Annotated in this window: 26 protein-coding genes and 1 tRNA gene; 12 read left to right on the plus strand and 15 right to left on the minus strand. The window is 63.7% G+C overall.

What is annotated here, in order from left to right; all coding sequences use genetic code 11:
- Positions 1-124: 124 nt before the first annotated feature.
- From EOB80_RS22345 to EOB80_RS22355, 3 genes are read left to right on the plus strand one after another with little or no spacing between them, the layout of a single operon-like run.
- A complete protein-coding gene (locus tag EOB80_RS22345; RefSeq protein ID WP_127329834.1) occupies positions 125-1,615 on the plus strand; it encodes an ABC transporter ATP-binding protein in 1,491 nt (496 codons plus the stop codon).
- Entirely contained in the window at positions 1,615-2,670 is a 1,056-nt protein-coding gene (locus EOB80_RS22350) for an ABC transporter permease (protein WP_127329777.1), read from the plus strand. Before EOB80_RS22345 ends, EOB80_RS22350 begins: the two co-directional genes overlap by 1 nt.
- Positions 2,667-3,611, plus strand: coding sequence for an ABC transporter permease (locus EOB80_RS22355; protein ID WP_127329779.1), 945 nt, complete (start codon positions 2,667-2,669; stop codon positions 3,609-3,611). Before EOB80_RS22350 ends, EOB80_RS22355 begins: the two co-directional genes overlap by 4 nt.
- A gap of 80 nt (positions 3,612-3,691) precedes the next feature.
- Here EOB80_RS22355 and EOB80_RS22360 read toward each other — a convergent pair whose 3' ends face one another.
- Positions 3,692-4,459, minus strand: a complete 768-nt coding sequence (locus EOB80_RS22360; protein ID WP_127329781.1) for an SDR family oxidoreductase — start codon at positions 4,457-4,459, stop codon at positions 3,692-3,694.
- Between the two features lie 289 nt (positions 4,460-4,748).
- Between EOB80_RS22360 and EOB80_RS22365 the strand changes: the two genes are divergently transcribed.
- Entirely contained in the window at positions 4,749-4,904 is a 156-nt protein-coding gene (locus EOB80_RS22365; RefSeq protein WP_127269069.1) for a hypothetical protein, read from the plus strand.
- A 109-nt stretch (positions 4,905-5,013) separates the two neighbouring features.
- Positions 5,014-5,955, plus strand: coding sequence for an LLM class flavin-dependent oxidoreductase (locus tag EOB80_RS22370; protein ID WP_127329836.1), 942 nt, complete (start codon positions 5,014-5,016; stop codon positions 5,953-5,955).
- Positions 5,956-5,961: 6 nt separating this feature from the next.
- Here EOB80_RS22370 and EOB80_RS22375 read toward each other — a convergent pair whose 3' ends face one another.
- From EOB80_RS22375 to EOB80_RS22395, 5 genes are all read right to left on the minus strand, one after another.
- On the minus strand, positions 5,962-6,648 hold the full coding sequence (locus tag EOB80_RS22375; protein ID WP_127329783.1) for an isochorismatase family cysteine hydrolase: 687 nt from the start codon (positions 6,646-6,648) through the stop codon (positions 5,962-5,964).
- Positions 6,649-6,684: 36 nt separating this feature from the next.
- Complete coding sequence (locus EOB80_RS22380) at positions 6,685-8,409, minus strand: ABC transporter ATP-binding protein (RefSeq protein WP_127329785.1); 1,725 nt, start codon at positions 8,407-8,409, stop codon at positions 6,685-6,687.
- Between the two features lie 109 nt (positions 8,410-8,518).
- Positions 8,519-10,522 carry a Fe(3+)-hydroxamate ABC transporter permease FhuB gene (gene fhuB / locus EOB80_RS22385; protein WP_127329787.1) on the minus strand — a complete coding sequence of 668 codons (2,004 nt, stop codon included), beginning with the start codon at positions 10,520-10,522 and terminating at the stop codon, positions 8,519-8,521.
- Entirely contained in the window at positions 10,519-11,379 is an 861-nt protein-coding gene (locus tag EOB80_RS22390) for an ABC transporter substrate-binding protein (RefSeq protein WP_127329789.1), read from the minus strand. Before EOB80_RS22390 ends, fhuB begins: the two co-directional genes overlap by 4 nt.
- Before the next feature lie 25 nt (positions 11,380-11,404).
- Positions 11,405-13,624: a TonB-dependent siderophore receptor gene (locus EOB80_RS22395; RefSeq protein ID WP_127329791.1), complete on the minus strand. Its 2,220-nt coding sequence runs from the start codon at positions 13,622-13,624 to the stop codon at positions 11,405-11,407.
- A gap of 181 nt (positions 13,625-13,805) precedes the next feature.
- Here EOB80_RS22395 and EOB80_RS22400 point away from each other — a divergent pair, with 181 nt between their 5' ends.
- From EOB80_RS22400 to EOB80_RS22415, 4 genes are read left to right on the plus strand one after another with little or no spacing between them, the layout of a single operon-like run.
- Positions 13,806-14,597, plus strand: a complete 792-nt coding sequence (locus EOB80_RS22400; protein ID WP_164762277.1) for an ATP-binding cassette domain-containing protein — start codon at positions 13,806-13,808, stop codon at positions 14,595-14,597.
- Between the two features lie 58 nt (positions 14,598-14,655).
- Positions 14,656-15,627, plus strand: a complete 972-nt coding sequence (gene exbB / locus EOB80_RS22405) for a tonB-system energizer ExbB (RefSeq protein ID WP_127329794.1) — start codon at positions 14,656-14,658, stop codon at positions 15,625-15,627.
- A gap of 4 nt (positions 15,628-15,631) precedes the next feature.
- Positions 15,632-16,099, plus strand: coding sequence for a TonB system transport protein ExbD (exbD, locus tag EOB80_RS22410; RefSeq protein WP_127322595.1), 468 nt, complete (start codon positions 15,632-15,634; stop codon positions 16,097-16,099).
- Positions 16,096-17,055: an energy transducer TonB gene (locus EOB80_RS22415; protein ID WP_127329796.1), complete on the plus strand. Its 960-nt coding sequence runs from the start codon at positions 16,096-16,098 to the stop codon at positions 17,053-17,055. The genes exbD and EOB80_RS22415 overlap by 4 nt, the downstream gene beginning before the upstream one ends.
- A 150-nt stretch (positions 17,056-17,205) precedes the next feature.
- Here EOB80_RS22415 and EOB80_RS22420 read toward each other — a convergent pair whose 3' ends face one another.
- The 6 genes from EOB80_RS22420 to EOB80_RS22450 form a co-directional block, all read right to left on the minus strand.
- Positions 17,206-17,526, minus strand: coding sequence for a hypothetical protein (locus tag EOB80_RS22420; RefSeq protein ID WP_127322597.1), 321 nt, complete (start codon positions 17,524-17,526; stop codon positions 17,206-17,208).
- A 108-nt stretch (positions 17,527-17,634) separates the two neighbouring features.
- Positions 17,635-17,895: a hypothetical protein gene (locus tag EOB80_RS22425; protein ID WP_127329798.1), complete on the minus strand. Its 261-nt coding sequence runs from the start codon at positions 17,893-17,895 to the stop codon at positions 17,635-17,637.
- A 4-nt stretch (positions 17,896-17,899) separates the two neighbouring features.
- Positions 17,900-18,154: a hypothetical protein gene (locus EOB80_RS22430; RefSeq protein ID WP_127268063.1), complete on the minus strand. Its 255-nt coding sequence runs from the start codon at positions 18,152-18,154 to the stop codon at positions 17,900-17,902.
- Between the two features lie 68 nt (positions 18,155-18,222).
- Entirely contained in the window at positions 18,223-19,287 is a 1,065-nt protein-coding gene (locus EOB80_RS22435) for a SagB/ThcOx family dehydrogenase (protein ID WP_127329800.1), read from the minus strand.
- Positions 19,288-19,715: 428 nt separating this feature from the next.
- Entirely contained in the window at positions 19,716-20,465 is a 750-nt protein-coding gene (locus EOB80_RS22445; RefSeq protein WP_127322138.1) for a helix-turn-helix transcriptional regulator, read from the minus strand.
- Between the two features lie 348 nt (positions 20,466-20,813).
- Positions 20,814-20,889: transfer RNA gene (locus tag EOB80_RS22450), tRNA-Ala, on the minus strand.
- Positions 20,890-21,145: 256 nt separating this feature from the next.
- Here EOB80_RS22450 and EOB80_RS22455 point away from each other — a divergent pair.
- On the plus strand, positions 21,146-21,436 hold the full coding sequence (locus tag EOB80_RS22455; RefSeq protein ID WP_023811703.1) for a YggT family protein: 291 nt from the start codon (positions 21,146-21,148) through the stop codon (positions 21,434-21,436).
- Positions 21,437-21,449: 13 nt separating this feature from the next.
- Positions 21,450-21,767: a DUF167 family protein gene (locus tag EOB80_RS22460; protein WP_127268066.1), complete on the plus strand. Its 318-nt coding sequence runs from the start codon at positions 21,450-21,452 to the stop codon at positions 21,765-21,767.
- Between the two features lie 19 nt (positions 21,768-21,786).
- On the opposite strand, the gene EOB80_RS22465 is transcribed toward EOB80_RS22460, so the two are convergent.
- The 3 genes from EOB80_RS22465 to EOB80_RS22475 are packed head-to-tail and all read right to left on the minus strand — an operon-like array spanning position 21,787 to position 24,537.
- Positions 21,787-22,668 carry a MurR/RpiR family transcriptional regulator gene (locus EOB80_RS22465; protein ID WP_127268067.1) on the minus strand — a complete coding sequence of 294 codons (882 nt, stop codon included), beginning with the start codon at positions 22,666-22,668 and terminating at the stop codon, positions 21,787-21,789.
- A 10-nt stretch (positions 22,669-22,678) separates the two neighbouring features.
- A complete protein-coding gene (ugpC, locus tag EOB80_RS22470; protein WP_127329802.1) occupies positions 22,679-23,746 on the minus strand; it encodes a sn-glycerol-3-phosphate ABC transporter ATP-binding protein UgpC in 1,068 nt (355 codons plus the stop codon).
- A 2-nt stretch (positions 23,747-23,748) separates the two neighbouring features.
- The gene (locus EOB80_RS22475; protein WP_127329804.1) at positions 23,749-24,537 is read right to left on the minus strand and encodes an SDR family oxidoreductase; all 789 of its coding nucleotides are present in this window, start codon (positions 24,535-24,537) and stop codon (positions 23,749-23,751) included.
- 179 nt (positions 24,538-24,716) lie between these two features.
- Between EOB80_RS22475 and EOB80_RS22480 the strand changes: the two genes are divergently transcribed.
- Entirely contained in the window at positions 24,717-25,949 is a 1,233-nt protein-coding gene (locus EOB80_RS22480) for a sugar ABC transporter substrate-binding protein (protein WP_127329806.1), read from the plus strand.
- Positions 25,950-26,045: the final 96 nt, after the last annotated feature.

The following is a 26,045-nucleotide window of genomic DNA, read 5'->3' on the forward strand; positions in this document are numbered from 1 at the left end:
CCCTTGAGGGGGAGATGGCCGGCAGGCCAGAGGGGGGTGCGGCGCATCCCTCTCAATCAAAGCTGAATCGTAAAGCCAATCCCGATCAGGAGCATCCTTGCCGACGCCCGCCCCCCTCATCGAAATGCGCGGCATCACCAAGAGCTTCGGCGCCGTCAAGGCGAACGAGGCTGTCGATCTCAGCGTCGCGCCCGGCGAAATCCTCGGGTTGCTGGGTGAGAACGGCGCCGGCAAGACGACGCTGATGAATGTGCTGTTCGGCGCCTATGCGCCCGACGCCGGTGAAATCCTTATCCAGGGCAAGCCGGTGCGGATCACCAGTTCCGCCGATGCGCTGGCTGCCGGCATCGGCATGGTGCACCAGCATTTTCACCTCGCGCCGCGGCTGACTGTGCTGGAAAACCTTTTGATCGGCATTCCCGGCAAGACAGGACGGATCGACCGCGCCGGCGGGCTGGCGCGGCTGGCCGAGATCGGCCGCCAGCATGGGCTGATGCTTGACCCGAACCTGCCGGTCTCGGCGCTGTCGGTGGGCGAGCAGCAGCGGCTCGAAATCGTCAAGGCTCTGTTTCGTGGCGCCAGGCTGCTGATCCTCGACGAGCCGACAGCGGTGCTGGCGCCAAGCGAGGTCGACGGGCTGTTTTCGGCGTTGCGTTCTATGGCGGCGCAAGGTCTCGGCATCATCTTCATCTCGCACAAGCTCAACGAGGTGCGGGCGCTGACGCATCGCTGCACGGTGCTGCGGCAAGGCCGCGTTGCCGGCCGCGTCGATGACCCCGCCAACACGACATCCTCGGAGATGGCAACACTGATGTGTGGCCATGAGATCGTGCCGCCGGCGCGGGGGCCATCGACGCCAGGTGCTGATGTGCTGACACTCGACGGCATTTCCACCTCGCATCATTCCGGCACGCCGCTGCGCGACATATCGCTTGCCGTTCGTGCCGGCGAAATCCTCGGCATTGCCGGAGTGTCGGGCAATGGCCAGCGGGCGCTGGCGGAGGTGATCTCCGGCGTGCGGGCGCCCGATGCCGGACGGATGACGATTGCCGGCCAAAAGGTCTCGCGGTTTTCGCCGCGCGAGGTGCAGGCGCTCGGGCTCGGACGTATCCCGGAAGACCGCATGACCACAGGGCTGGTGACCAATCTGCCGCTCGCCGATTCGATGGTGCTGCCTCGCATCGGCACCGCGGCGTTCAGCAGCAGGGGCCTGCTCAAGCCGGATGCGATCCGCGCCTTTGCCGAGGCGCAGATCAAGGCCTATGATATCAGGTGCCCTGGGCCGATGACCCGGGCCGGCGCATTGTCCGGCGGCAATCTGCAGAAGGCGTTGTTGGCACGCGAGCTTGCCTTCGATCCGAAGGTGCTTGTTGTCTCGCAGCCGACGCGCGGGCTTGACATCGGTGCCGCCCGCTTCATCCATGAAAAGTTCCTCGACATGCGGGCCAAGGGCTGCGGCATCATCGTCATTGGCGAGGATCTCGAAGAGCTGCTGGTGCTCTGCGACCGCATCGCGGTGATGTATGAGGGCCGCATCGTCGGCACGCTCGACAGCGCCGATGCGACGATCGCGCGGCTCGGCCTGATGATGACCGGGGCGGAGGGCCACAGCTGATGTTTCGCCTGGAGGTCCGCAGCTCGACGCCGACCTGGTTCAACCTCGCTCTGCCATTGCTGGCGATCGGAGCAACGCTCATCCTGTGCAGCGGCCTGATTGCGCTGGCCGGCGCCGGCGTGCTCGAAGCCTATGGCGTGATGTTCACGGCGTCGCTGGGCGACAGCTATGCGATCACCGAAACGATGGTGCGTGCAACACCCATGATCTTCACCGGACTGGCGGTCGCGGTCGCCTTCCGGGCCAAATTCTGGAACATCGGCGCCGAGGGGCAATTGCTGGCCGGCGCGGTGGCCAGCTGCTTTGTCGGCGCCATTCCAATGCCGGGGCCGCTCGCCATGGTCTTGATGGCGGTCGCCGGTGCTGCGGCGGGAGCCGCAGTCGCGCTGGTGCCGGCGACGCTCAGAGTAAAATTCAAGGTCGACGATGTCGTCAGTTCGCTGCTGCTCAACTCGGTCATCTATTATGCGCTGATGGCGCTGATCGAAGGCCCGTGGAAGGACTCCTTCAGCGGCTATCCGATCTCGCCGCCGATCGAGGATTCGGCCAATTTCCCGGTGCTGCTCGAAGGCACAAGACTGCATCTCGGCGTCGTCGCGGCGCTGATCGCGGCGCCGCTGATCTGGTTCCTGATCGTGCGCACGACGCTCGGCTTCAGGATCAGGGTCACCGGCGAAAACCCGGAAGCCGCCAGATATGGCGGCATCCATGTCGAGCGGGTGCTGATCTCGACGGCGCTGCTGTCCGGCGCGCTGGCCGGGTTGGCCGGCGTCGGCGAGGTCGGCGGCGTGCATTTCCAGGTGATGAGCGACATCTCGCCGGGCTACGGTTATTCCGGCATCGTCGTTGCGATGCTGGCGCGGCTCAATCCGCTCGGCGTGGTGCCGGCAGCGATCTTCCTTGCCGCCGTGATGACCGGCGCCGAGGCGATGTCGCGGGCGACCGGCGTTCCGGCCTTCCTCAGTGACGTCATCCAGGGCACCGCATTGCTTGCCATGCTGGTGGCGCTGCTGTTCACCGCCTATCGCATCCGTCGCGTCGGAGTTGCCCGATGAGCGCGGTGTTCGAACAGATATTCCAGGTCGGCTTCCTGGCCGCGATCATTCGCATTGCCACGCCGCTGGCTTTCGCGACGCTCGGCGAAATGTTCTCGGAGCGGGCCGGCGTGCTCAATCTCGGCATCGAAGGCATCATGCTGTTGTCGGCGATGACCGGCTTTACCGCCGCCAGCCTCAGCGGCAGCCTGTGGCTCGGCGTGCTGGCTGCGGTGCTGACCGGCATGCTGATGAGTGCGCTGCATGCGCTGTTCACCGTGACGCTCGGCCTCAGCCAGCATGTCTGCGGCATCGGGGTGACGCTGTTCTCGTCGGGCCTTGCCTATTTTCTCTATCGGCTGATCTTCGGCCAGCAATCGGTGCCGCCCAACATCAAGGGGTTTCAGACACTGCCGATCCCGCTCCTGTCGGACATCCCGGTGCTCGGGACGGCGGTGTTCAACCAGTTCGCGCTGGTCTACATGGCGATCTTGGCCATTCCGCTGGCCGCCTTCGTGCTCTACCGCACGCCATGGGGCCTGTCGGTGCGCATGGTCGGTGAAAATCCGCGGGCCGCCGATTCGGCGGGGGTCAGTGTCATCGCCACGCGCTTCCAGGCAGTCATCCTCGGTGGTGCGCTGATGGGGCTGGCCGGCGCCTTCCTGTCGATGGCGCAGTTCAACGCCTTCACCTTCGGCGTCGTCTCGGGGCGCGGCTGGGTGGCGATCGCGCTGGTCGTGTTCGGCCGCTGGGATCCGTGGCGCTCGGCGGGCGCGGCGCTGCTGTTCGCCTTCGTCGATGCGCTGCAGCTGCGCATGCAGGCCAGCGGGCTCGGGCACATTCCCTACGAGGCGTTCCTGATGCTGCCGTTCATCTTCACCATCGTCGCCATGGCTGTGATGTCGCGCAACGCGGTGGCACCGTCGGCGCTGCTCAAGCCGTTTCGTAGGGAAGAGCGGTAGCAAAGCTTGGGTTCCTCTCCCCCACCTTCGTGGGGGCGAGGAACCCGCATCCTGCCAAGTTCGCGCCTCCTTTGAGCGTTTCACATCGCGGTAAAACCGTTGTCGACGAACAGATACGTGCCGTTGACGAAGCTCGACTCGTCGCTGGCGAGGTACAACGCTGCCTTCGCCACCTCTTCCGGTTCGCCGATACGGCCCTGCTGCGCGGCCAGTGCCGCGTCCGAGACGTCAACGCCGAGCCTGCCAAGGTCGGCGACCTCGCGCAGGCCGTGCGGTGTACGGATGAAGCCGGGGCAGACGGCGTTGCAGCGGATGTTGCGGTCGCGGAACTCGACGGCGATGGCGCGGGCGAACATGTGGCAGGCGCCCTTGGTGGTGTCGTAGAGCACTTCGTTGGGAGTCGCCGCCACCGCCGAGATCGACGAAGTACAGACGATCGAGCCGCCGCCGGCCGCAATCATGCCGGGCAAAACGGCGCGCGTCATCAGGAACATCGAGCGCACATTGACGGCATGCAGCCAATCCCATTCCTGCACCGTGGTCTCCAGGAAAGGCTTTATCACGATGGTGCCGGCGTGGTTGAACAGCACGGTGATGGGCCCGAGTTTTTCGATAGCACCCTTCACCGCCGCTTCGACCTGTGCCTCGTCGGAGACGTCGGCGACAAAATGTTCGGCGAGATGGCCGCGCGCCCTGATTGTCGCTGCGGTTGCGGCGGCCGCCTCGCCGTTGCGGTCGATGATCGCCACCTTGGCGCCTTCGGCGGCGAACAGCTCCGAAGCCGCTCCACCCATTCCCGTCGCTCCTCCCGAAATGATGGCGACCTTGCCGGCCAGTCTTGTGCCCATTTTTCTGCCCCTATGTGACGATTTCGCTTTGCGGGTTGGGCGATGCTACCGCGCCGGCGCCGGGCGGCCAATCCACGAATTGCGTGCAGCGAGGGCAAGGCCATAGGTCCATTCGGACACAGAAGCGAAAACGGACGCGCCATATGGATCGGCCGTTGGAGTGCTCCCTCTAAGCAAGTGTCTACCAACTTCTAGCACGATAGGAGAAAATTATTCTATCTTTGGCCGAAAAATAGCAATCGACAAAGTCTACAAGTTTTATAGATTAACCGCCGAGACGGAGGTCGATATGTCCTATATCCAGAACGCCCAGACGGATCGCAGTGATCAGCGGTCGGCCAATGCCCAGGCCTTTCGCCCGGCCTATGCCGGGGCTTTCGCCTATCTCGTCTTTGCCCTTGCGTTCGTGTTCACCGGGGCAGTCGTACTGGGCCTTATTCCCTGAGTCGTCAGATCGACCGGGCTTAGCTGCCCACCGCTTTCAGGCAATCGGAGTTGAATGAACCGAATCCTCGGCGTGCTTTCGCGCGCCCGACACCACGGAGGACATGGCAATGCCGATCGAGTTCACGCATATCCCCGGTAAGACCGCCGATGCCGCGGTTCCCTTTTTCTACGACTTTGCCGAGACCGCGGCCAAGCTCGGGCTGATCGAGGATGGCGGCTTCCGCAAGATCGTCATCGACGATTCGGCCGGACTGCTGACCAACATGGATCTTGCGGCCCAGGTGCTCGATCGCACCTCGTCGCTGGAAGTCGTGCTCACCCATTGGGCGGGCGTGGTCGAACCGACCGTGGCGGCCCGCCAACTGGCGTCGATCGACAGGAAAAGCGGCGGGCGCCTGGCGCTGAGAATGATCAGCGAGCCGCTGAGCGACGCCGACGCCGAAACACGGCCGGTCGGGCACACCGTCATCTGGCAGCGCATCGACGAATATCTGGTGCTGCTGAAGCGGCTGTGGTCGAACGACCGGCCCTTCGACCACGAAGGAACGTTCTACAGCATCAAGGGCGGCTATGTGCCGCGCAAGGGACCGCACGGCGCCGACCTGGTCATCCGCATGGGCGGGCAGTCCGGAACGGCACTCAAAGTTGCCGGCCGGCATGCCGATGTCTTTGAATTGGCGCCCGGCTCGATCGACGAGATCCGGCAATTGATGGAGCGGGTGCGCCGCTCCGCCGCCGAACATGGCCGGGCCGGCAAGCTGCGCTTCGCGCTTCCGGTCGGGATTCACCAAGGTGCTTCCGCCTCCGGCCACAAAGCGGTCGATGTTGCCGGGCCGCCAGCCCAGGCCGCCCTGTCGCTGCTTGCTTATGCAGCCCTTGGGATCGATGAATTCATGATTGTCGGCGTCGACACGCCACGCGAGATCGCAACGCTCGGCCGGGAAACGATCGCTCTGCTGCGCAATTCGCTGGCGCGTCGCGAACACGAGGCATTCCAGCCTGGGGCATATGCGTCTCGTGCAGGATTGGAGACGCGGGCAACGGGCTGAAGTTCTTCAGCCTTTTGTTGCCTCGGGCCTGTCGCCAAGCCGCGACAGGCCTTCAATGACAGCGCTCGAATCCGTTAGCGCGCCGAAGACGCCGTCTTCAACCGTCACCATGTGAAGGGCTGCTTCGTGCGCTTGTCTGTCGCCGCTGGCGCAGGCGTCCGAGATCGTCAGGCATTGGAAATTCCGGTCGCAGGCTTCGCGCAGCGTGGTGTGGACGCAGACATCCGTCGTGCATCCGGAAAACATGAGATGCGTGATGCCTTGCGCGCGCAGGACAAGCTCGAAATCCGTATAAATGAAGGCGCTGTTGCAGGTCTTGTCGACAATGATGTCCTGCGGCGCGACGTCGATCTCCGGAACGATCTGGAACCCCGTGCCCGAGCGCAGCAGGATATCGGTGCCCTCGAGACCGGCGCGCTTGCGGCGCCATTTTTCGTAAGGCGTCATATCGGCCATGTCGGCCCGATAGCCCTGCCTGGTGTGGATGACCCTGACGCCGGCCTTGCGCGCGGCAGCGATCAGCCGGCTCACCGTCGGCAGGATCGCCCTTAGAGGCGACGGGTCATAGCCCTGCCTGGCGAAGTAGCCTGTCGTCGACAGGAAATCCTGCTGCAGGTCGATGACGACCAGTGCGGTGTTTTCGGCCACCAGCCTGCCGTCATAGGGGAAATCGAAGGGCGTTGCCTTGATCATCCGGGGCTCCCTGCTTTGGGCCGCCACCATAGTGGATCAGCGCGACGACACCAGATGCTGCGCGTCGTGCAGGCGCCGATAGATGCCGCCGGCGCGGAGCAGTTCGCTGTGCGAACCCTGTTCGACGACGCCCGACTCCGAGACGACGACGATGCGGTCGGCGCCACGGATCGTTGCCAGCCGGTGTGCGATGACCAGCGTGGTGCGGCCCTCGGCAAGTTCGGCCAACGACCTCTGGATTTCGCGCTCGGTCTCGGTGTCGAGCGCCGACGTCGCCTCGTCGAGGATCAAGATCGGCGGGTTCTTCAGGAACATGCGGGCGATCGCCAGCCGCTGCTTCTGGCCGCCGGACAGTTTGACGCCGCGCTCGCCGATGATCGTGTCATAGCCGGCCGGCAGGCCCGATATCATGCCGTCGAGCTGCGCCCGCCGCGCGGCATCGGCGATGGCGTCGTCGGAGGCGCCGAGACGGCCATAGGCGATGTTTTCGCGGATCGAGCCGCCGAACAGGAAGACATCCTGCTGGACGATGCCGATCTGGCCGCGCAGCGAGGCGAGCGTCATGTCCCTGATATCGATGCCGTCGATGCTGATCGCGCCGGCGCTGACCTCGTAGAAACGCGGCAGCAGCGAGCACATGGTGGTCTTGCCGGCGCCGGACGGGCCGACGAAGGCGATGGTTTCGCCGGCGTGGATGGTGAGATCGATACCCCTGAGCACCGGCTTGCCGTCGCCATAGCCGAAGCTGACACCGCGATATTCGATGTCGCCCTTGAGGCCGCCCACAGTCACGGCACCTGGCCGGTCGGCAATGTCGGGTTCGGTGTCGAGCAGCTCGGTGTAGCGCCGGAAGCCGGCAATACCCTTGGGATAGGTCTCGATCACCGAGTTGATCTTCTCTATCGGCCGTACGAAGACGCCGACCAAAAGCAGGAAGCCGACGAAGCCGCCATTGCTGAGGCCTCCCGTGATGACGAGATAGCTGCCGGCGATCATGACCACGAGCTGGATCAACCTGATGCCCATATAGTTCAGGGAATTGCTGGCCGACATGATGCGGTAGGCGTCGAGCTTGGTCTGGCGGTAGCGCTGGTTGTCATGCGCGAACAGCGTGCGCTCATGCTCCTCATTGGCAAAGGCCTGGACGACGCGCATGCCGCCGACATTCTCCTCGATGCGGACGTTGAAATCGCCAACACGCCGGTAGAGCGCCTGCCAGTTGCGCTCCATGCGGTCGCCGTAGCGCATCGTCACCCAGGCGATCAGAGGCACGATCACCGCCGTGATCAGCGCCAGATGCATGTTGACCGTGAACATCAGCACGAAGGCGCCGGCGAAGGTCATGATGGCGATGAACAGGTCCTCGGGGCCGTGATGGGCGATCTCGCCGATCTCCTCGAGGTCCTTGGTGACACGGCCGACGAGATGGCCGGTCTTGTGATTGTCGTAGAAGCGGAACGACAGCTTCTGCAAATGGTCGAAACTCTTGCGCCGCATCTCGGTCTCGATGTTGATGCCGAGCATGTGACCCCAATAGGTGACGACCGCCATCAGCACGGTGTTGAGCAGGTAGATCACCAGCAGCCCGGCAGACGCGATGATGATCAAGGTCCAGTCCTGCTGCGGCAGCAGCTGGTCGACGAAGGTGCGGACCGCCATGGGAAAGCCGAGTTCAAGCAGGCCGGCCAGCACCGCGCAGGAGAAGTCGAGGGCGAACAGCCCCTTCCAGGGCGCGTAGTAGGAAAGGAAACGTCTGATCATCGAGGTGAACCGCAAGCTGTCTTGGCGGGCGCGGTGAGCGCGCCGGCCGTCATCGGTGGGCGCTGCTTACAATCGGCAGCGCAAGGGCGGCAATATGCCAGGACGGACTTCATTGCCTGCCTTTCCACATCAGCGCCATGAAATAGGGGCCGCCGACGAAGGCGGCGATGAGGCCGGCCGGCACTTGCCAGGGAAAGATCAGCGTCCGCCCTGCCCAGTCGGCGGCAACGAGAATCAGCCCGCCTGTCATGGCCGAGGCCAGAAGCTGCGGCACGGCGCGGCGGAAGCCGAGCATGCGTGCGAGGTGCGGCGCCATCAGGCCGACGAAGCTCAGCGGGCCGATGACCAATGTCGCGGTTGCGGTGGCCAATGCGGTGAGCGCAAGCAATGTGGCGCGAACACGTCCCAGTCGCAGGCCAAGGCCACGCGCGGCGGTTTCGCCGAGCGGCAGTATATCGAGCCAGCGCGCGGTCAGCGGCGCCAGCGCGAGGACGGTGACCGCGACCGTTGCGGCGGTGAAGGCATCCGTTGGCGTTGCGCGATAGGTCGATCCCGACAGCCAGGCGAGCAGGAAGTCCATGCGCGGATCGCCGCTGGCCAGAAGCAGCGCGGCGAAGGCGGACGCGACCGTCGCCACGGCGACGCCGGCAAGCAGCAGCCGCTCGGGCGACAGGGCATTGCGCCGCCCGACCAGCACGACGATCGCCAGCGCCAGCAAGGCGCCCGCGAAGGCCGCGCCGAGCATTGTTGAGCGGTCGAAGCTGTCGCTGAGCAGCAGCAGCGCCAGCACGCCGAAAGAGGCGCCGCCGGAAATGCCCAGGACCTCGGGTGCGGCCATCGGGTTGCCGGTCATGCGCTGCATCAGCGTGCCGGCGACGGCGAGCAGGACGCCCGCCGACAGGGCGACGACGACGCGAGGCGCGCGCAGGGCAAGCAGCTCGGTCAAATCCGCGGATGCGATCCAGTGCCAACCGCCTGCGCCACGGCCAAAGCCGATGGCGAGGACAACCGCGAGGATGAGCGCCAGCAGACCCGCGATCAACGGCAGGCCGTTTGTCGGCAGGCGTATCGACGACACCATGTCGGCCTGCCTTTCGGGGGTGGTTCGCATTCGCGGCAACAGGAACAGCAGCAGCGGCGCGCCGAGCAAAGCGGTCGCGGTGCCGGCGGGGATTTCGCCGGTGAACGGCAAATGCTGCACCAGACGGTCGGTGAGCCAGAGCAGGGCACCGCCGACCAGCGGCGACCAGACCAGGCGGCGGCCAAGCGTGCGCGCTCCGGCCAGCCGCGCCAGCGCCGGGGCGGCGAGCGCCACGAAACCGATGACGCCGACCTCGGCGACGACCAGCGCGCTGAGCGAGACGGCGACTGTCATGCCGGCAAGGCGGATGACGGCCGGCCGGGTGCCGAGCGATGCCGCGCCGTCGTCGCTGAGGTCGAGCAGGCGTAGCGGTCGCCAGAGCAGGAGCGCGGCGCAGATGCCGGCCAGCAGCCATGGCGCCAGAACAAGGACCGCCACGTCGCCATTCTGCACCAGCGAGCCGCTCTGCCAGATGAACAGCTCCTCGGTGTATTCGCGGTTGAGCGCCATCAGCAGCGCGCCGGCCGAGCCGAAAGTGAGGCTGACGACGAGGCCGGCGATGATGATCGACACTGGCGAGAAGCTGCGCCCGCGCGCCAGTGCGAAAACGGCTGATGTGGCGAGCGCGCCGCCAGCCAGCGCCACGCCTTCGCGGCCGCCTTCCAGCAGCCATGGTGCGTAGAGGGTGGCGGCCGCCAAAGCGAGGCTCGCTCCGGCATTGGTGCCGATCGTGGTCGGCTCGGCCAGCGGGTTGCGCAGCACATGCTGCATGATGACACCGGCGAGACCAAGTGCCGCGCCGGCCAGCATGCTGACGGCGACACGCGGGAGGAAGGCATAGCGATACAGCAACTGCGCTGGATCGGATGTGTCGGGAGCGGTGAGCGGCTGCCACCACAGGTGCGTCGGGAAAAGGTTGATGAGATCGAAGATGGTCAGCATCAGTGCCAGGCCCGCGGGCACGGCCACCAGCAGGATGAGCGCGCCGATGCCGTCGCGCTGTCGCGGCAGGGACATTGCCTGAGCGATCATGCCGCTGCCACGAATTCGGCGAAACGCGCGGCAGCAGTGAGACCGCCGAACGGCCAGACTGGCGGAATGGTCCGCACCTGGCCGTTCCGGACGCAGGGCAGATTGGCCCAGAGTGAGCTGCGGGCGATCCTGATCCTGACGTGCGGCGGGATCGGATCGACCGAGATCAGTTGCGCCTCGCCGACGGCGACCAGTTCCTCGATGCCGACCGTCGAAAAACCCCATTCATTGGTGGCGCCGGTCCAGGCGTTGACGAGGCCGAGCCGGTCGAGGACATCCTGCAGCAGGCTGCCGGCGCCGTAGACGCGGACATGGCGATCGTCGAACATGCTGACGACGCAGACCGGTTTTTGCACCGCCCGCTCCAGCCTGGCACGCGCTTGGGCGATCGAGGCTTCGGTGCGCCCGACAAGGTTTTCTGCTTCCGTCCTGCGGCCAAGCATGTCGCCAAGCTGCAGCGTCACCTGTTGCGCCTGCGCGTAAGGTGGAGCCTTGCCGCTGTAGAACGGCACGCTGAAGGTCGGCGCCAATCTGGTGAAGCTGTTCTCGTCCAAGCCATAGCCATAGGCGCCGACGATCAGGTCGGGCCGCAATTCCCGAAGCAGTTCGAGATTGGGCTCGCTGCGCGATCCCAGGTCGATGGTGGCCTGCGGCAGCGCCGGGCCCTGCACCCAGTCGCCATAACCCCTGGTGTCGCCGACGGCGAGCGGCGACAGGCCGAGCGAGACCACCAGTTCGGCCGATGTCCATTCCAGGCAGACGACGCGGGCAGGTGCCGCGCGTGCCATGCCGCCCGGCAAAGCGAGGCCGGTCGCGGCGAGGCCGGCAAGATACTGGCGCCGTGTCAGCGCCGCCATTTTGGGCCGGCCGGCCACCTTGCTTCTACCATGTGTATTTCACCGAACCGTTGATCCTGCGGCCCTCGCCGTAGAAGCAGCCGAAGCCCGAGGAGAAGCAGGAGGCGACGTAGCGTTTGTCGAACAGATTGCTGGCATTGAGGCTGAGCGTGGCGTTCTGCCAGGCGTAATGCACCGCCGCGTCGGCGAGCACGACCGATGGAACCTTGAAGCTGTTGGCGTCGTCGCCATAGGTCGAGCCGACATAGCGGACGCCGGCACCCAGGCCGAGACCTTCGAGCTTGCCGCTCATGAAGGTGTAATTGGCCCAGAGCGATGCGGAATGGGCCGGCACGCCGAAGGGCGTATTGCCTTCATTGCTGATCGAACTCCCATTATCATCAACAACAGAAGTCGCCTTGGTGATCCTGGTGTCGAGATAGGTGTAGGCCGCTCTCAGGTCGAAGCCGGAATCGAGGCTGGCAACGGCCTCGAGTTCGACGCCGCGCGAGCGGATCTTGCCGGTCTGGAACATGTCGTCGGGCCGGCCCTCATTGCCATAGCGCACGACATTCTGTCGGGTCAGGTCGAAAACCGATGCCGTAATGAAGGAATTCCACCCGGTCGGCTGGTATTTCAGCCCGATCTCGTACTGCCTGCCGGTCTCGGGCACGAACAGATTGCCGTCGCTGTCGGCGCCGGCCACGGGCTGGAACGATTCGGAGTAGCTGACATAGGGCGCAAGCCCGTTGTCGGCGAGATAGACGAGCCCCGCCCGGCTGGTGAAGGCGTTGTCCCTCTGCTCGGGAATGTAGCCGCCGGCCAGATTGTCGTAGACCTTGGCGTCCGACCAATCCTGGCGGCCGCCAAGGGTCAGCCGCCAGTTGCCGAGCTTTACCTGGTCCTGCGCATAGAGACCGACTTGCTGCTGGGTGGTGTCGGTATCGGTGTAGGGCGTCAGATCGGTGATCGGGTACCCGTAAACCGGATCGAAGACGTTGAAACCGTCCTCGACGGTCCCTTCCGAGGCATAGTCGCGGTAAGTATAGCGTTTGTAGTCGAGGCCGACGAGCAGCGTGTGGGCAAGCGGCCCGGTGTCGAAATCGGCTTGTGCCTGGTTGTCGATGGTGACGCCGCTGAGTTTGGTGCCGCCGGCATCTGCATAACGGTAGTAGTCGCCGCTTGAAGGTTCCAGGCCGTTCGAGTCCGTCAGTCCGCCGCCGAAGACGCCCTCCTCGGTATGGGTGAGATGGACGTAGCGGGCATGCTGGCGGACCTGCCAGGTCTCGTTGAAACGATGATCGAATTCGTAGCCGATCGACGCCTGGTCGTTGTTGTAGCCGTCGAAGCCGGGCTCACCGACGAACATGCCGTTGGGCAAGAACTTGCCATCCTTGCCCGGCGTGATCGTGCCGTATGCCGGCAGATATTGCATCGCCCATCCGGAGCGGTCGCGCTGGTAGTTGGCGAGGATGGTCAGGCTGGTGTCGGCATCGGGCTGCCAGGTGATCGCCGGCGCGATGAAGATGCGGTCGTCCTTGACGAAATCGGTCTGCGTGTCGCCCATGTGAGCGGCACCGGTGAGACGAAACAGCAGCGACTTGTCGGCGTTCACCGCGCCGCTGAAATCGAACTTGCCTTCATACCGGTTGAAGCTGCCACCACCGAATTCGACCTCGCGCAGGTTTTCCTCGGTCGGACGCTTGCTGACATAGTTGATGATGCCGCCGGGGCTTGCCTGGCCATAAAGCACCGATGCCGGTCCGCGCAGCACCTCGTAGCGTTCCGCGCCATAGGAATCGAGTGCGGTGAACAGGGTGAAATTGCTCTCCTTGAGCTGCAGCCCGTCCCTGTAGAAGACGCCGCTGGCGTTCGAAATGCCGCGCAACTGCAGGCCGAGGCCGCGATTGTCGGTGCCGTAGAGATTGCCGGTGGCGCCGGGTGTGTAGCGCAACGCGCTGTTCAGGCTGTCGACGGCCTGCGCTTCCATCTGATCCCTGGTGATGACCGATATCGATTGCGGCGTCTCGATCAGCGGCGTGTCGGTCTTGGTGCCGGTGGAGCCCTTTGTGGCAACGTAGCCCTTGACCGGCCCGAAAGCGCTTTCGACACGTTCCTGGACTTTGATCGGGTCTAGGGTGGTGGTGACCGTCTCCTGGGCCAGTGCATGGCCGCAGCCAAGCAGGGCCGGCAGCGACACCGTTGCGATCAGCAGGCGCTTGCGCGCTATCCGGTTCCGCCAAATCGGTCCATGTCCCGAAATCATCTGGTGCGCCCCCTGTTTCCAAATTTTCGTGCCGATATTGCCGGTCGCGACGATTTGTTGATCGTTGCAGTCATCTTCAATGTTGACTAGTAAGGTCATGTTTCATAGTCAACCGGGCACGACCCGTCGAAATGCCGGAATCTGGAAATGCGGGCGGCCGCACTGGAGAAAAGCCATGAGCATGGCTGGAATTGATGCCCAGACTGCCTTCCATATCGACGCGGTGCGCTTTGCCGTCGGCGAGCGGACGCTGCTCGGTCCGGTCTCGCTCGAACTGGAGCGCTCGCGTGTCTATGGGCTGATCGGCCACAATGGTTCGGGCAAGTCGACGCTTATCAAGCTCATGGCGCGCCAGCAGCCGGCGAGTTCAGGCGCCATCACTTTCGCCAGACGTCCGTTGCCGCAATGGGGTGCCCGCGAATTTGCCCGCGCGCTTGCCTATCTGCCGCAGACGACGCCCGCGGCGACCGGCCTGACCGTGCGCGAACTGGCGACGCTCGGGCGCTATCCCTGGCATGGCGCGCTTGGCCGTTTCCGCGCCGAAGACAGGCAGCATGTCGAGGAGGCGCTGGCCCTGACCGATATGGAGGGTTTTGCCGACCGGCTGGTGGACGAATTGTCGGGCGGCGAGCGCCAACGCGCCTGGCTCGCCATGCTGGTGGCGCAGAACGCCGGCGTCATGCTGCTCGACGAGCCGATTTCGGCACTCGACATCGCCCATCAGGTCGAGGTGCTCGGGCTGGTCAAGGAGCTCAGCCGCAAACGCGACCTATGTGTCGTCGTCGTGCTGCACGATCCCAACATGGCGGCGCGCTACTGCGACGAACTGATCGCGCTCAAGGACGGCAAGCTGCTGACGCGCGGCACGCCAGGCGAAATCATGCGCAGCGATGTGCTGAAAGGCATTTTCGGTGTGGAGATGGGCGTGTTCGCGCACCCCGTCACCGGCCAGCCTGTCGGCTATGTGCAGTGACAATGCGGCGGCGGGAAATAGAAGGCGGCAGGCCGCTGTGAGAACAAGGAAGAAGCTGTTGTCGAGAACTGGTTTGTTGGCGGCGTTGGTCGCATCCGTCATCCTGTCGGCCGGCAGTGCGATGGCCCAGGAGCAACCCGCCGGTGCCGCGCCGGCGGTCGAATCCCCCACCCCGGCTGCTCCCGCGGCCCCAGCCCCGATTGCACCCGCACCCGACGCACCGGCAGTCGCTCCGCCGGCCACGATGGCGCCTTCGCAGCCAGGCACCCAGCCGAACACGGCCGCGCCGTCCGAGGCTGGACCTTCGACGGCGATGGAGTTGACCTTGCCGCATGACCTGTCGCCATGGGGCATGTTCATGGCGGCCGATATCGTCGTCAAGGCGGTGATGATCGGGCTGGCCTTTGCCTCCCTCGTCACCTGGACGATATGGTTGGCCAAGTCGCTGGAGCTTCTCAGTGGCAAGCTGCGCATCCGTCGCGCCGTGCGGGCGATCGGCGAGGCCGCCACGCTGAAGCAGGCCAGCCGTACCCTTGACCGCAGCGGCGGGCCCGGCGCGCTGCTGGTGCGGGCGGCCGAGGAGGAGACCGCACTCTCGGCCGGCGCGCTCGATCATGTCTCGGGCGACGGCCTCAAGGAACGGGTCACGTCGCGCCTGTCGCGCATCGAGGCGGCGGCGGCGCGGCGCATGTCGCGCGGCACCGGCGTGCTGGCGACGATCGGCTCGACCGCGCCCTTCGTCGGCCTGTTCGGCACTGTCTGGGGCATCATGAACGCCTTCATCGGCATCTCGCAGGCGCAGACCACCAATCTCGCTGTGGTCGCGCCGGGCATCGCCGAAGCGCTGCTGGCCACCGCGATGGGCCTGGTCGCGGCCATACCGGCCGTCGTCATCTACAACGTCTTTGCACGCTCGATAGCCGGCTATCGGCAGATCCTCGCCGATGCCTCGGCCGGGGTCGAACGACTGGTCAGCCGCGACCTGGACTTCCGCACCGTGGCGCCGGCAACGCCACTGGCGGCGGAGTAGCGCCATGGGAAGCAGAATCCGACAGACCATGGAGGACGATCTCGAGGAAAGCCACGAGATCAACGTCACCCCGTTCATCGATGTCATCCTGGTGCTGTTGATCATCTTCATGGTCGCGGCGCCGCTGGCCACGGTGGATGTCAATGTCGACCTGCCTGGTTCGACGGCAACGCCCGCGCCGAGGCCCGAGACACCGCTGTTCCTGACGCTGAAGGACGATCTGACGCTGGCGATCGGCAATGACAGCGTGCCGCGCCCGGCTTTCGCCACGACGCTGGACGCCAAGACCAAGGGCGACAAGCAGACGCGCATCTTCCTGCGCGCCGACAAGGCGGTCGCCTATGGCGACCTGATGGAGGCGATGAACCTATTGCGCGGTGCCGGCTATCTGAAGATCGCGCTGGTCGGCCTGGAGACGGCTCCCGCGTCCAATGCCCCGGCGCCCGCAGCCACTGGTGCGGCGGCGCCATGACGCAGGCGGTCGCCGTGCCCTCGGTCCAGCTGTCGCGCTTCGGTTGGCGCGACCTTGGCTTGTGGGCCGGTGCTGCCGCGCTGGTCCTTGGAGCCCATGTCGCGGTCGCCTATGCAGTGCAGAACCTCACAATGGTCACCGAAGCGGATGGCGGTCCACCCCCCGCGCAGATGATCGAGATGGCACCGATGGTGGTGATGCCGGCCGTGGAAGAACAGGTCGCCGCGCTGGATGCGGTGACGCCAGATCAGACCGAACCGACACCGACGACCAAACCGACACCTGAAGAACCGGTCGAAAAGGCGGAGCCGGTTGTCGAGCCGCCGGAAGCGGTCGCGCCCGACGAGGCCGAACCCACCCCGACCGAACCTGCCCAGGCCGAAACGGCTGAACAGGTCGATCAGCCGCCGCCGGATGAGGTCATCCCCGATGTGGTCGAGGCTGTCACGCCAGACGTCGTCATTCCCTTGCCGCAGCCGAAACCGGTCGAAATTGTCAAAGACAAGAAACCGGTCGAGGCCAAGGCGAAGAAGCCTGTCGAGAAGCCCAAGCCGCGGCTTAAGAAGGAGAAGGCGGCTCCGCCGAAGACGGCAACCGTCGCCAGCGCCGACGCACGGCCCGCGGCCAAGACCGCCGCGCCGAAGGCGGCGGAATCGACGTCTCGCTCCGGCGACTCCAGCAAATGGGACTCCCGTCTGGGCGCCTGGATCAAGCGGCACACACGCTATCCCAGCTCTGCCAAGGCCCGACGCGTGGAGGGCAGGCCATATGTCGCATTCACGGTCGACTCGTCCGGCCGGGTCCTGTCTGCCAGGCTCTCTCGTTCCTCGGGGGATGCGGATCTGGACCGTGCGGCGCTCGCTGTGCTGCAAGGCGCCACGGTGCCGAAACCGCCACCGGAACTCGGCTCGCGTCTGAGCCGTACAGCGCCGTTCGTGTTCAGCCTGCGCAACTAGAGCAGTTCACCGTTTCACGGTAACGGCTAACTGCTCTAATTCTTTGGTTTGACGCAATTCCCAAGGGAAAACGCTCTGCGTTTTCCCGGGAAAACCGTTTCACACTTTTCCTGGAATTGCTCTAGGACCGAATTTGTTCGGGCCGGCCTGTCAATAGGCCAGTGACAGGCTCAGGGCCTCGACCTGTTCGAGATAGAAACGGCATTTCGTGCGCAAGGGCCCGAGGCCCGGGTCATCGGCGCCGTTGATCTCGATGGTCTGCATCATGAAGTCGAAATGGGCGTGGAAAGCGTCCACTGTACCCCAGAGACTGTCGGCCTGGCAGCTGTCGGCAATCGCCATCGAGACGAGTTGGCGGGCCTCGACCCGCGCGGCGTCAGGCGATGGCGGCCGCCTGGCGATCAAGACGTCGAGCCGGCTGAAAACGCTTTCCCTGGCATCGACGCTTCTGATGTTGGCTATCATGTTCATGTGCAGGTCCCCTGGGCATTCCAGACGCGCAATAGGTTCCGGTCTGAAATTGAAAAACTGGTGATCAGAGCATTTTCAGCGGCGCCAATGAACGCGTCGCGTTTGGCATCAAGCTTGAGCGACCGGATGCCGGTCCTGCGGGCAGGATGCAATCAGGGCCGGGATTGCGGTTGCATCGGAGGGGTGGCCCCTGATGATGTTGGCGACCTCGGCGTCGGCCTGCTCGAACCAGTAGACCATGTCGGCGCGGCGCAGGTCCGTCGCGGCCTTCTTCAGCAACGGCAGCAGGCTTTGCAACGCGCACAGCGTCTCCCAGCGGTTTGGCCGGGAGGTCGAGCCGGCCACCGCGCATGCGGCTGACGATTGCATGTCGCTACGCTCTCCGTGGCTGGGCGGCCCGAGTGTCCTTTGCCTGCGCCTTGGGGTGCAGCGGGTTGCCGCTGAGCTGCGCATGCCTGGCCGGCCGTGCGCCGCGAAGAACGTCGAAGGCCTCTGCATAGGCCATGCCCAGCAGATAGGAGATCATCGGAAAACGGCTTGCTTCGGCCATCTGCACGAGCTCATTGGTCATCGACGAAATATATTGAAGGCTATCGATTTCCGACTGGCGTAAGGATTGATTTGGCACGTGCTGCTCCTGTCTCTGGTTATACCCTAGGGAACGCGTTATTGGCTGTGAGGCACATAGTTGGTCGGCTAATTGATGGACTGGCCCGCCGTGGACGGATCTCTTTCCGGCGTCGAGAGGGTCAAGGCATAGATCGGTGCGTCGGTGAAACTGTCGAGACCAAGCAGCCGCTTGATGGCGGAATGGCTGAGTGCGGCTGTCGGACATGCCGACAGGCCATGGTTGGTCGCCGCCAGCATGATGTTCTGGCCGATATGGCCGGCCTCGATCAGCACGACACGATAGGCGTTGGCGTCCTCATATTTCCACATCGTGCGATCGAGCTTGGCGCAAAGCAGGACAAGGCACGGCATGGCGTCGGCCCACTCCTGTCCGCCGACCAGTTCGGAGATTTTCGGCAGATGGTTTGCGGAAATCCTGCCAAGGTCGTGATCCGCGGCGGAATAGTGATAGACACCGGGTTCGAGGCCATCGACGCCGAGCGCGACCACATAGGCCTCATAGGGATTTCGCGCGCCGCCTGAAGGGGTCATGCCGAGCGGCAGGGTGCCAACGCAATTGGCGGTCTCGCCGATGATGCCGAGCCCTGCGAACAGGCAATCGGAAAGCTGTTTGGCCGTGATGGTGGGCTGAGCCGCCGTGCGGTTGGTGCGGCGCCGCGCCATCAAGCTGAGAAGTTCATTGTCTTCCAGTGCATTCGGCAGCTGGATGGCGCCTGCGGAATTCTTGAGCATGAGGTTCGGCTGCGGCGTATGGCCGGCGCGTTCTATCTGCAGCTCTTCCGCTTGCTCGATGGTCATGTATTCGCTGTCCTGGACGCAGAAATGCATCAGCGCCGTCGGAAGCCCCCAACTCCATTGTCCTGAAAACTGTTCCTCCTGCTCGGCGAGAGGCGATCCGGCTGTGACCAGCGCGGAGAAATCGAGCAACTGGGGAACGACAGCCTTCAACTCGGACTTCGACCATCCATGGGCGCGGGCAATGTCCGCCGTCGATGCCCATTTGTCCCACGAAGCGAGCAGGCCGACCATCTCAGGACTGCATTCAAACACGCTTCTGGTCAGGAAGTTGCATGCCGTGACCTTGTTCGGTCCGGGGTAGAAAACAAGCGTTTTCGAAGAGCGCATTTTCATGAAGCTGGTTGCCATCTGCGGAGCCGAGGCGCCGACAAGCAAGACGCTCGTCGGCGCAGAACGGCTTCAGCGCTTGTTGTAGTGCATGCCCTGCGAAAAGAAGACGGTCTGCGTGCCGGCGGCAATCGTCAGCTTCGGAGCATTGGTCACTTTCTTGGCCATTTTCATCCCTTTCCTGACCCCAATTTGGGATCCGTTGAAAGACCCCCGGAACGGGATCCGCGTGAAGAAAGGTAAGGTCGGAAGAGTTAATGGTTTGTTAAAATTATAGTAAAACCACGAGCCTAAGGCGGACCCGTGGATTATCTTTCCTGGCATTAAAGTGTAAAATATCGATTTTATTCAGATACAGAGTAGACAATCGTTGGCATACGCTTAATCGGCGTACGCTTATTCTTATTTGGCGTAAGACACGGCGATCCGAGGGGTTAGCCCAACCCGTCCCGGGTGAGGCTGACAACCAGTTGATCGACGCCCGGATCGTCGAGATTGATGACATGCGCCATGCTGATGGCATCCCTTGGGTGGATGTTGGCAATGTCGCGCCGCATGATGACGGACACGAATGCCGGGCCGGCCTCCGTCAGAAGCATGGCCTTGCCCATCAGCACCGGTTCGGAGATGGGAGCCCATTGCACGGAGATCAGCGAGGGCTCTCCGGTCTGGCGGCGATTGATGCCGCTGAAATAGATCCAGTTCAGCCGCGAGATCGCCACGCCATAGTGATTGCCGCGCGCTCGTGCCCAGGTCGATCCCCGGCGCTCCGACCATCCGGTGACCCTTCGGAAGGTGACCAGTTCGGCTTCGCGCCTCACGAAGGTCACCGAGCGCATCAGGAGGTCGAGGCGGCCCGGGATCGAGAAATAGGTGAAATAGGTGCCGCCTGCGATCGAAGGACTGGGAGGGCGGATCATCTGGATGAACAGGCTCTCGGAAACCGGCGGCAGGCCACGCATCGCCGGCTCGGGTGCGCCGGGATCCTGGTACAGTTCGGCTTCGTCGATCCGAAAGTAATCGCATATCAGCTTGGCGGTAGCTTTGTTGGGAACGGTCTGCCCTTGCAGATAGCGTTCGAACTGCGTGCGATTGATGCGCAGCTCACGGCATACCGCACTTACGGAGGCATGGTCCTTGCACAGCCGTCTAAGGTTTGCAGCGAGATTGTCGCGAATTGACACGTCTTTGCTTCCGCAGGCGGATTTTTCATTTCGACTCGAAATCGATATAGCGTCTCCGGTCGCCCCCGCCGAAACGCCCTGGTCACAACGCACAGAAAAAACTGATTTGGTAACGTCAATTTAGTGGGGTGGTTTCCAAAAAAAACGGAAACAATCAGCGAGCTCTTCCGCCATAAGTCCAATTGACAAAAGTTTTGCCGGATATCGCGAAATAGGCGATGTAGCGCGGCCTTTTAAGGTGCGCTGGCACAGCAAATGCCAACCGCGGGGGCAAGCCGGGACGAGCGTCGCGGACTGCATGTGGCGCAGAGATGGGCATCTGGCGCGCAGCGTGGAGAATTATTCCGCTGGTGGAGCTGAGGAGGATCGAACTCCTGACCTCGTCATTGCGAACGACGCGCTCTCCCAGCTGAGCTACAGCCCCGTCCAGCGGATGGGCGCATTTATCGGGCGCCGCGGTTTCCTGTCAAGGCGGAGGTTTGCCGAAATCCAGTGCCGTCAAGCGTCGATCTGGCGCCGGCGGAAAGCGGCCCTTGCCGGTTTTGTGTATTCGCGCCTTCGTTGGGGTGTCGGCGACATGCCCTACAGTCCGACCGGGCCGGTATTGGCGCTCCACAGAAAGGCGGCCCTTGCCGGTTTCGCGTGCAATGGCTACATGTCGGCAACAATTGGAGACCGGCATGCTCGCCCTCATTCAAACAATCGTCATGGCGCTTGACCTCTACTGGTGGATCATCATCGCCTCGGCGATCTTTTCCTGGCTCTACGCCTTCAACGTCGTCAATTCGAAGAACCAGTTCGTCGGCAGCATCGGCAACATGCTCTACCGGCTGACCGAGCCGGCGTTGCGGCCTATCCGCCGCTTCATGCCGGACCTTGGCGGCATCGACATCTCGCCGATCATCCTGCTTCTGATCCTGTTCTTCCTACGGCAGTTTCTGCTCACCACGGTGGCGCCTCTGATCCTGTGAGCAGGATGACCTTATGAGCACGCCGTTTCGCCTGCGCGAAAACGGCGCCGAGCTGTTTGTCCGGCTGACGCCAAAGGCTGCGCTGGACAGGCTCGAAGGCTTCGAGGCCACGGCGGACGGGCGAAGCCATCTGAAAGCGCGCGTCCGCGCCGTGCCGGAAAACGGCGCCGCCAATCATGCGCTCGAAAAGCTGCTGGCCAAGGCTCTGGGCGTGCCCGGGTCCGCTGTCTCGGTTGTCGCCGGCGGCACCGCGCGGCTGAAGACCGTGCGCATTGAAGGCGATCCGGCGAAATTGGCGAAAAGCATCGAGGCGCTCGGCCATCAATCCTGATGTCCTTGGCCGTAGGGGTTCAATCGCCCAATGGCAAACGCGGATCGTCGACTTTCAACGTGTTAACGCTCTGCTTGATGCGGCGCAGATTCTCCAAAACCCTTGGTCCGCGCGTCTCGGCGACCGAGGTGACGATCATGTCGACGATCGACAGCAGCGCATAGCGAGACGATGTCGGCTTGTAGATATTGCCATCCTCGAGCGACTGGAAATGGATGACCGTGTCGGCGACCTTGGCGAGTGCGGAGTCCGGCGGGGTGATGGCGATCGTGGTGGCGCCATATTGCTGGGCGACCTGCACCGCATCGATGACCGATCTGGCATAGCCGGAGACGGAGAAGGCGATCAGCGTGGTGTCGGGGGTGGCAACGGCGGCGTACATGCGTTGCAACTGTCCGTCGATCTGCGCCAGCACCGACACGCCAAGCCTGAACAGCCGGTTCTGCATTTCGGTCGCCATCATGGACGAAATGCCACCGGAGCCGATGCACAGCACATTACCGGAAACAGCGATGCGTGCGGCGACGGCGACCAGCGTCGTCATGTCGAGGTTTTCGCTGGCGCGCTGGATGGCCGATATCGCCGCTTCGGTGATGGCGGAAGCGATGCGCTGTTCGCGGGCATCGCGGCTCAACGGCTCCGGCGACAGATACTGGCCGCCGATGGCGATGGCTTGCGCCAGATAGAATTTGAAGTCGCGCAGGCCCTCGCAGCCGAGGTTGCGGCAGAACCGCGTCACCGTAGGCTCGCTGACACCGACGCGCAAGGCAATTTCCGAAATCGCCGCTTTGGAAACGAAATCGAGGTCTGCCAGCACGAAGCCGGCCAGCTTGCGATCCGACTTCGTTCCGTCCTGCGACATCAGCTGCAGCCGCGTGATGATGTCGGCCGGCGTCTTCATGCTGCTATTCTCATAGAGGCAGGCCCGTTGCCTTGTCGAACAGATGGATGTTGCCGGGGTCGACCGAGACCGGCAGCAGGTCTCCCGGCCTGACCGGCACCCTGTCGCGGAACACGGCGCGTACCGTATCAGCACCGATAGCGCCATAGACATGTGTTTCGGAGCCGGTGGGCTCGACGACATCCACCCTGATCGCCATCGCGTCGACAGCCTCGCCGACGATAAAATGCTCGGGCCGGATGCCAGCCTCCACCGCGCTGTCCGCCGGCACCTGTTTGCCGGCAAGCGCAAGCCGCCCGCCACCGGCCGATTCGAACCAGGTTTTCTCAAGCGCCGTCTTGAGCGAACCGGACACAAAGCTCATCGACGGCGAGCCGAGGAAGGAGGCGACGAACTTGTTGGCAGGCCTGTCATAGAGTTCCAGCGGCGCCCCGACCTGCTGGATTCTGCCGCGGTCCATCACGACGATGCGGTCGGCCATCGTCATGGCCTCGATCTGGTCGTGGGTGACGTAGACGATCGTCGATTTCAGCCGCTGGTGCAGCGCCTTGATCTCGACACGCATCTGCACGCGCAATTGCGCGTCGAGGTTGGACAGCGGCTCGTCGAACAGGAACACCGACGGCTCGCGCACGATGGCGCGGCCCATGGCGACGCGCTGGCGCTGGCCGCCCGACAGCTGGCGGGGATAGCGGTCGAGATAGGAGAAGAGATTGAGGACGCCGGACGCTTTCTTGACCTTCTCATCGATCACCGTGCGCGTCTCGCCGCGGATCTTCGGGCCAAAGCCGATATTGTCAGCTGCCTTCAGATGCGGAAACAGCGCATAGGACTGGAACACCATGGCGATGTTGCGCTGCTGTGGCGGCAGCGCGTTGGCGCGCACGCCGCCAATCAACAGGTCGCCGGAGGTGATCGTCTCCAGGCCGGCCAGCATGCGCAGCAAGGTCGACTTGCCGCAGCCGGACGGGCCGACGAGGACGACGAACTCGCCGCTCTTGATATCGAGGCTGATGTTCTCGAGGATCTTGTGCTGGCCGAAGGATTTCGACAGATCGCGAAACTCGACATCGGTCATTGTCACGCTCCCAGGATGTCGTCGATGAAGGGCAGGCAGCCGGCGGTCAGTCCCGCGTCCACGGGCATCACCACGCCTGTTATTCCCGATGCGCGATTGGACGCAAGGAAGGCGACGGCTTCCGCCACTTCCGCGGCGTTGACGATGCGGCCGAGCGGATAGAGCCGCTGCAATTTGCCGAGGATTTCGGGATCCTTGGCAAGGCGGTGGTCCCAGGCGGCGGTGCGGATCGATCCGGGGCAGACGACATTGGCGCGCAGGCCGCTGCGGCCGAGCTCGACGGCGATCGCCTTTGCATAGGCGTTGATGCCGGCCTTGGCGGCGGCATAGGCCGGATTGCCGAAATGCGCGATGGCGTTGACCGAGGAGATGAAGACGACGCTGCCCGAGCCGCGGCCAGCCATCGCCTTGACCAGCGGGTCGGCGAAATTCATCACGCCAGTCAGGTTGAGATCGAGTTCCTGCTCTATTCTGTCGGGATCGAGCGCCGAAATCGTCTCGGCACGCGTCCAGCCGGCATTGTTGATGAGAATGTCGGGCACACCATCCCGGTCGAGGATCGCGCCGATCGCCGTCGCTATCGATGCCTTGTCGAGAAGATCGAAGACATGGCGGGAGGCAAGGTGCGGACTGTTCAGCGCCTCGCTTGACTGATCGCAACCGACGACCCTGGCGCCTCTTTGCGCCATCAGCGCCACGATGGCCGTGCCGAGACCGCCGCCGGCCCCCGTCACCACGACGGTCTTGCCCTCGAACTCGGCCCTGCCCTCGAACTCGGATTGCGAAACCACCGTGCGTCATCCTCCGGGAGTTCTGACAAATCGCATAAGGCCTAGGCCTGTAAATGTAATTAAGCAACACAATAATCCGCTTGCAAGCCTTCAAATCATCGATAATGTAGGAAAGTCACATAAATCTTCTGCTCCGGCACGGAGAGGCGCGCAGGCGCAACACCAATGGGAGAGATCAAATGAGCCTTGAAAAATGGACTGTCGGCCTGATGGCCGGAATGAGCATGCTGGCAATTGCGGCGCAGGCGGATGCGGGCGAGGTGCGCGTCACCGTGGCCGAGTACAGCGCCAAGACTGCTCCCTATTTCGCCGACGTCAAGAAGGAATTCGAGGCGGCGAACCCCGGCATATCAGTCAAGTTCGAAGTGGTGCCGTGGGATGTGCTGCTGCAGAAGCTGACCACCGACATCACCGCCGGCACCAATGCCGATCTGTCGATCATCGGCACGCGCTGGCTGATCGACTTTGTCCAGCAGGATGTCGCCGAGCCGCTCGACGGCTACATCAAGCCCGACTTCAAGGACCGCTTCATCGACACCTTCCTGTCGCCCTCGATCATGGACGGCAAGACCTACGGCTTGCCGATCGCGGCCTCGGCGCGCGCCATGTACTACAACAAGGAGCTGTTCGAGAAAGCCGGCATCGCCAAGCCACCGGCAACCTGGACCGAGCTGCAGGAAGATGCGCGCAAGATCAAGGCGCTGGGGTCGGGCACGTTCGGCTTCGGCCTGCAGGGCAAGGAGATCGAGACCGACGTCTATTACTATTATGCGATGTGGTCGCAGGGCACCGAGATCCTCAACAAGGACGGCACTTCGGGCCTGAGCACGCCAGGTGCGCTTGAGGCCGCCAAGCTCTACAAGTCGATGATCGACGAAGGCCTGACCGAACCCGGCGTCACCTCCAACAACCGCGAAGACGTGCAGAACCTGTTCAAGCAGGGCAAGGTCGGCATGATGATCACCGCACCCTTCCTGTCCAACCAGATCAAGGAAGAGGCGCCGAACCTGAAATACGGCGTGGCAGCCATCCCCGCCGGCCCGACCGGCGCGCGCGGCACCTATGGCGTGACCGATTCCATCATCATGTTCAAGAACTCCAAGAACAAGGACGAAGCCTGGAAGCTGCTCGATTTCCTGTTCACCACGGAACAGCGCGCCAAGTTCACGCAAGGCGAAGGGTTCCTGCCGGTGAACAAGGAAGAGGCCAAGATGGACTACTACGTCAACAATGCCGATCTGGCAGCGTTCACCGCGCTCCTGCCCGACGCCCGCTTCGCGCCGGTCATTCCGGGCTGGGAAGAAGTCGCCCAGATCACATCGGACGCCATGCAGAAGATCTATCTCGGCGGCGACCCTGAGGCGGGCTTGAAGGACGCGGCCGCCAAGGCCAACACCGTGCTGAAGAAATAGGGCGTATCTCCCTGCGCCCGTGGCGCGCCCCAGACTCAGGCGGGGCGCGCCACACCTAGGTTCCCGGCCCGGTGCGGCGGATCCGAAATTCGCATA

The organism is Mesorhizobium sp. M7A.F.Ca.MR.245.00.0.0 (genome assembly GCF_003997415.1).
GTDB lineage: Bacteria > Pseudomonadota > Alphaproteobacteria > Rhizobiales > Rhizobiaceae > Mesorhizobium.

Coding starts and splice junctions, on each gene's coding strand:
- EOB80_RS22345 (WP_127329834.1), top strand. CDS start 125: ATGCGCGGCATCACCAAGAGCTTCGGCGCCGTCAAGGCGAACGAGGCT.
- EOB80_RS22350 (WP_127329777.1), top strand. CDS start 1,615: ATGTTTCGCCTGGAGGTCCGCAGCTCGACGCCGACCTGGTTCAACCTC.
- EOB80_RS22355 (WP_127329779.1), top strand. CDS start 2,667: ATGAGCGCGGTGTTCGAACAGATATTCCAGGTCGGCTTCCTGGCCGCG.
- EOB80_RS22360 (WP_127329781.1), bottom strand. CDS start 4,459: ATGGGCACAAGACTGGCCGGCAAGGTCGCCATCATTTCGGGAGGAGCG.
- EOB80_RS22365 (WP_127269069.1), top strand. CDS start 4,749: ATGTCCTATATCCAGAACGCCCAGACGGATCGCAGTGATCAGCGGTCG.
- EOB80_RS22370 (WP_127329836.1), top strand. CDS start 5,014: ATGCCGATCGAGTTCACGCATATCCCCGGTAAGACCGCCGATGCCGCG.
- EOB80_RS22375 (WP_127329783.1), bottom strand. CDS start 6,648: ATGATCAAGGCAACGCCCTTCGATTTCCCCTATGACGGCAGGCTGGTG.
- EOB80_RS22380 (WP_127329785.1), bottom strand. CDS start 8,409: ATGATCAGACGTTTCCTTTCCTACTACGCGCCCTGGAAGGGGCTGTTC.
- fhuB (WP_127329787.1), bottom strand. CDS start 10,522: ATGATCGCTCAGGCAATGTCCCTGCCGCGACAGCGCGACGGCATCGGC.
- EOB80_RS22390 (WP_127329789.1), bottom strand. CDS start 11,379: ATGGCGGCGCTGACACGGCGCCAGTATCTTGCCGGCCTCGCCGCGACC.
- EOB80_RS22395 (WP_127329791.1), bottom strand. CDS start 13,624: ATGATTTCGGGACATGGACCGATTTGGCGGAACCGGATAGCGCGCAAG.
- EOB80_RS22400 (WP_164762277.1), top strand. CDS start 13,806: ATGGCTGGAATTGATGCCCAGACTGCCTTCCATATCGACGCGGTGCGC.
- exbD (WP_127322595.1), top strand. CDS start 15,632: ATGGGAAGCAGAATCCGACAGACCATGGAGGACGATCTCGAGGAAAGC.
- EOB80_RS22415 (WP_127329796.1), top strand. CDS start 16,096: ATGACGCAGGCGGTCGCCGTGCCCTCGGTCCAGCTGTCGCGCTTCGGT.
- EOB80_RS22420 (WP_127322597.1), bottom strand. CDS start 17,526: ATGAACATGATAGCCAACATCAGAAGCGTCGATGCCAGGGAAAGCGTT.
- EOB80_RS22425 (WP_127329798.1), bottom strand. CDS start 17,895: ATGCAATCGTCAGCCGCATGCGCGGTGGCCGGCTCGACCTCCCGGCCA.
- EOB80_RS22435 (WP_127329800.1), bottom strand. CDS start 19,287: ATGAAAATGCGCTCTTCGAAAACGCTTGTTTTCTACCCCGGACCGAAC.
- EOB80_RS22455 (WP_023811703.1), top strand. CDS start 21,146: ATGCTCGCCCTCATTCAAACAATCGTCATGGCGCTTGACCTCTACTGG.
- EOB80_RS22460 (WP_127268066.1), top strand. CDS start 21,450: ATGAGCACGCCGTTTCGCCTGCGCGAAAACGGCGCCGAGCTGTTTGTC.
- EOB80_RS22465 (WP_127268067.1), bottom strand. CDS start 22,668: ATGAAGACGCCGGCCGACATCATCACGCGGCTGCAGCTGATGTCGCAG.
- ugpC (WP_127329802.1), bottom strand. CDS start 23,746: ATGACCGATGTCGAGTTTCGCGATCTGTCGAAATCCTTCGGCCAGCAC.
- EOB80_RS22480 (WP_127329806.1), top strand. CDS start 24,717: ATGAGCCTTGAAAAATGGACTGTCGGCCTGATGGCCGGAATGAGCATG.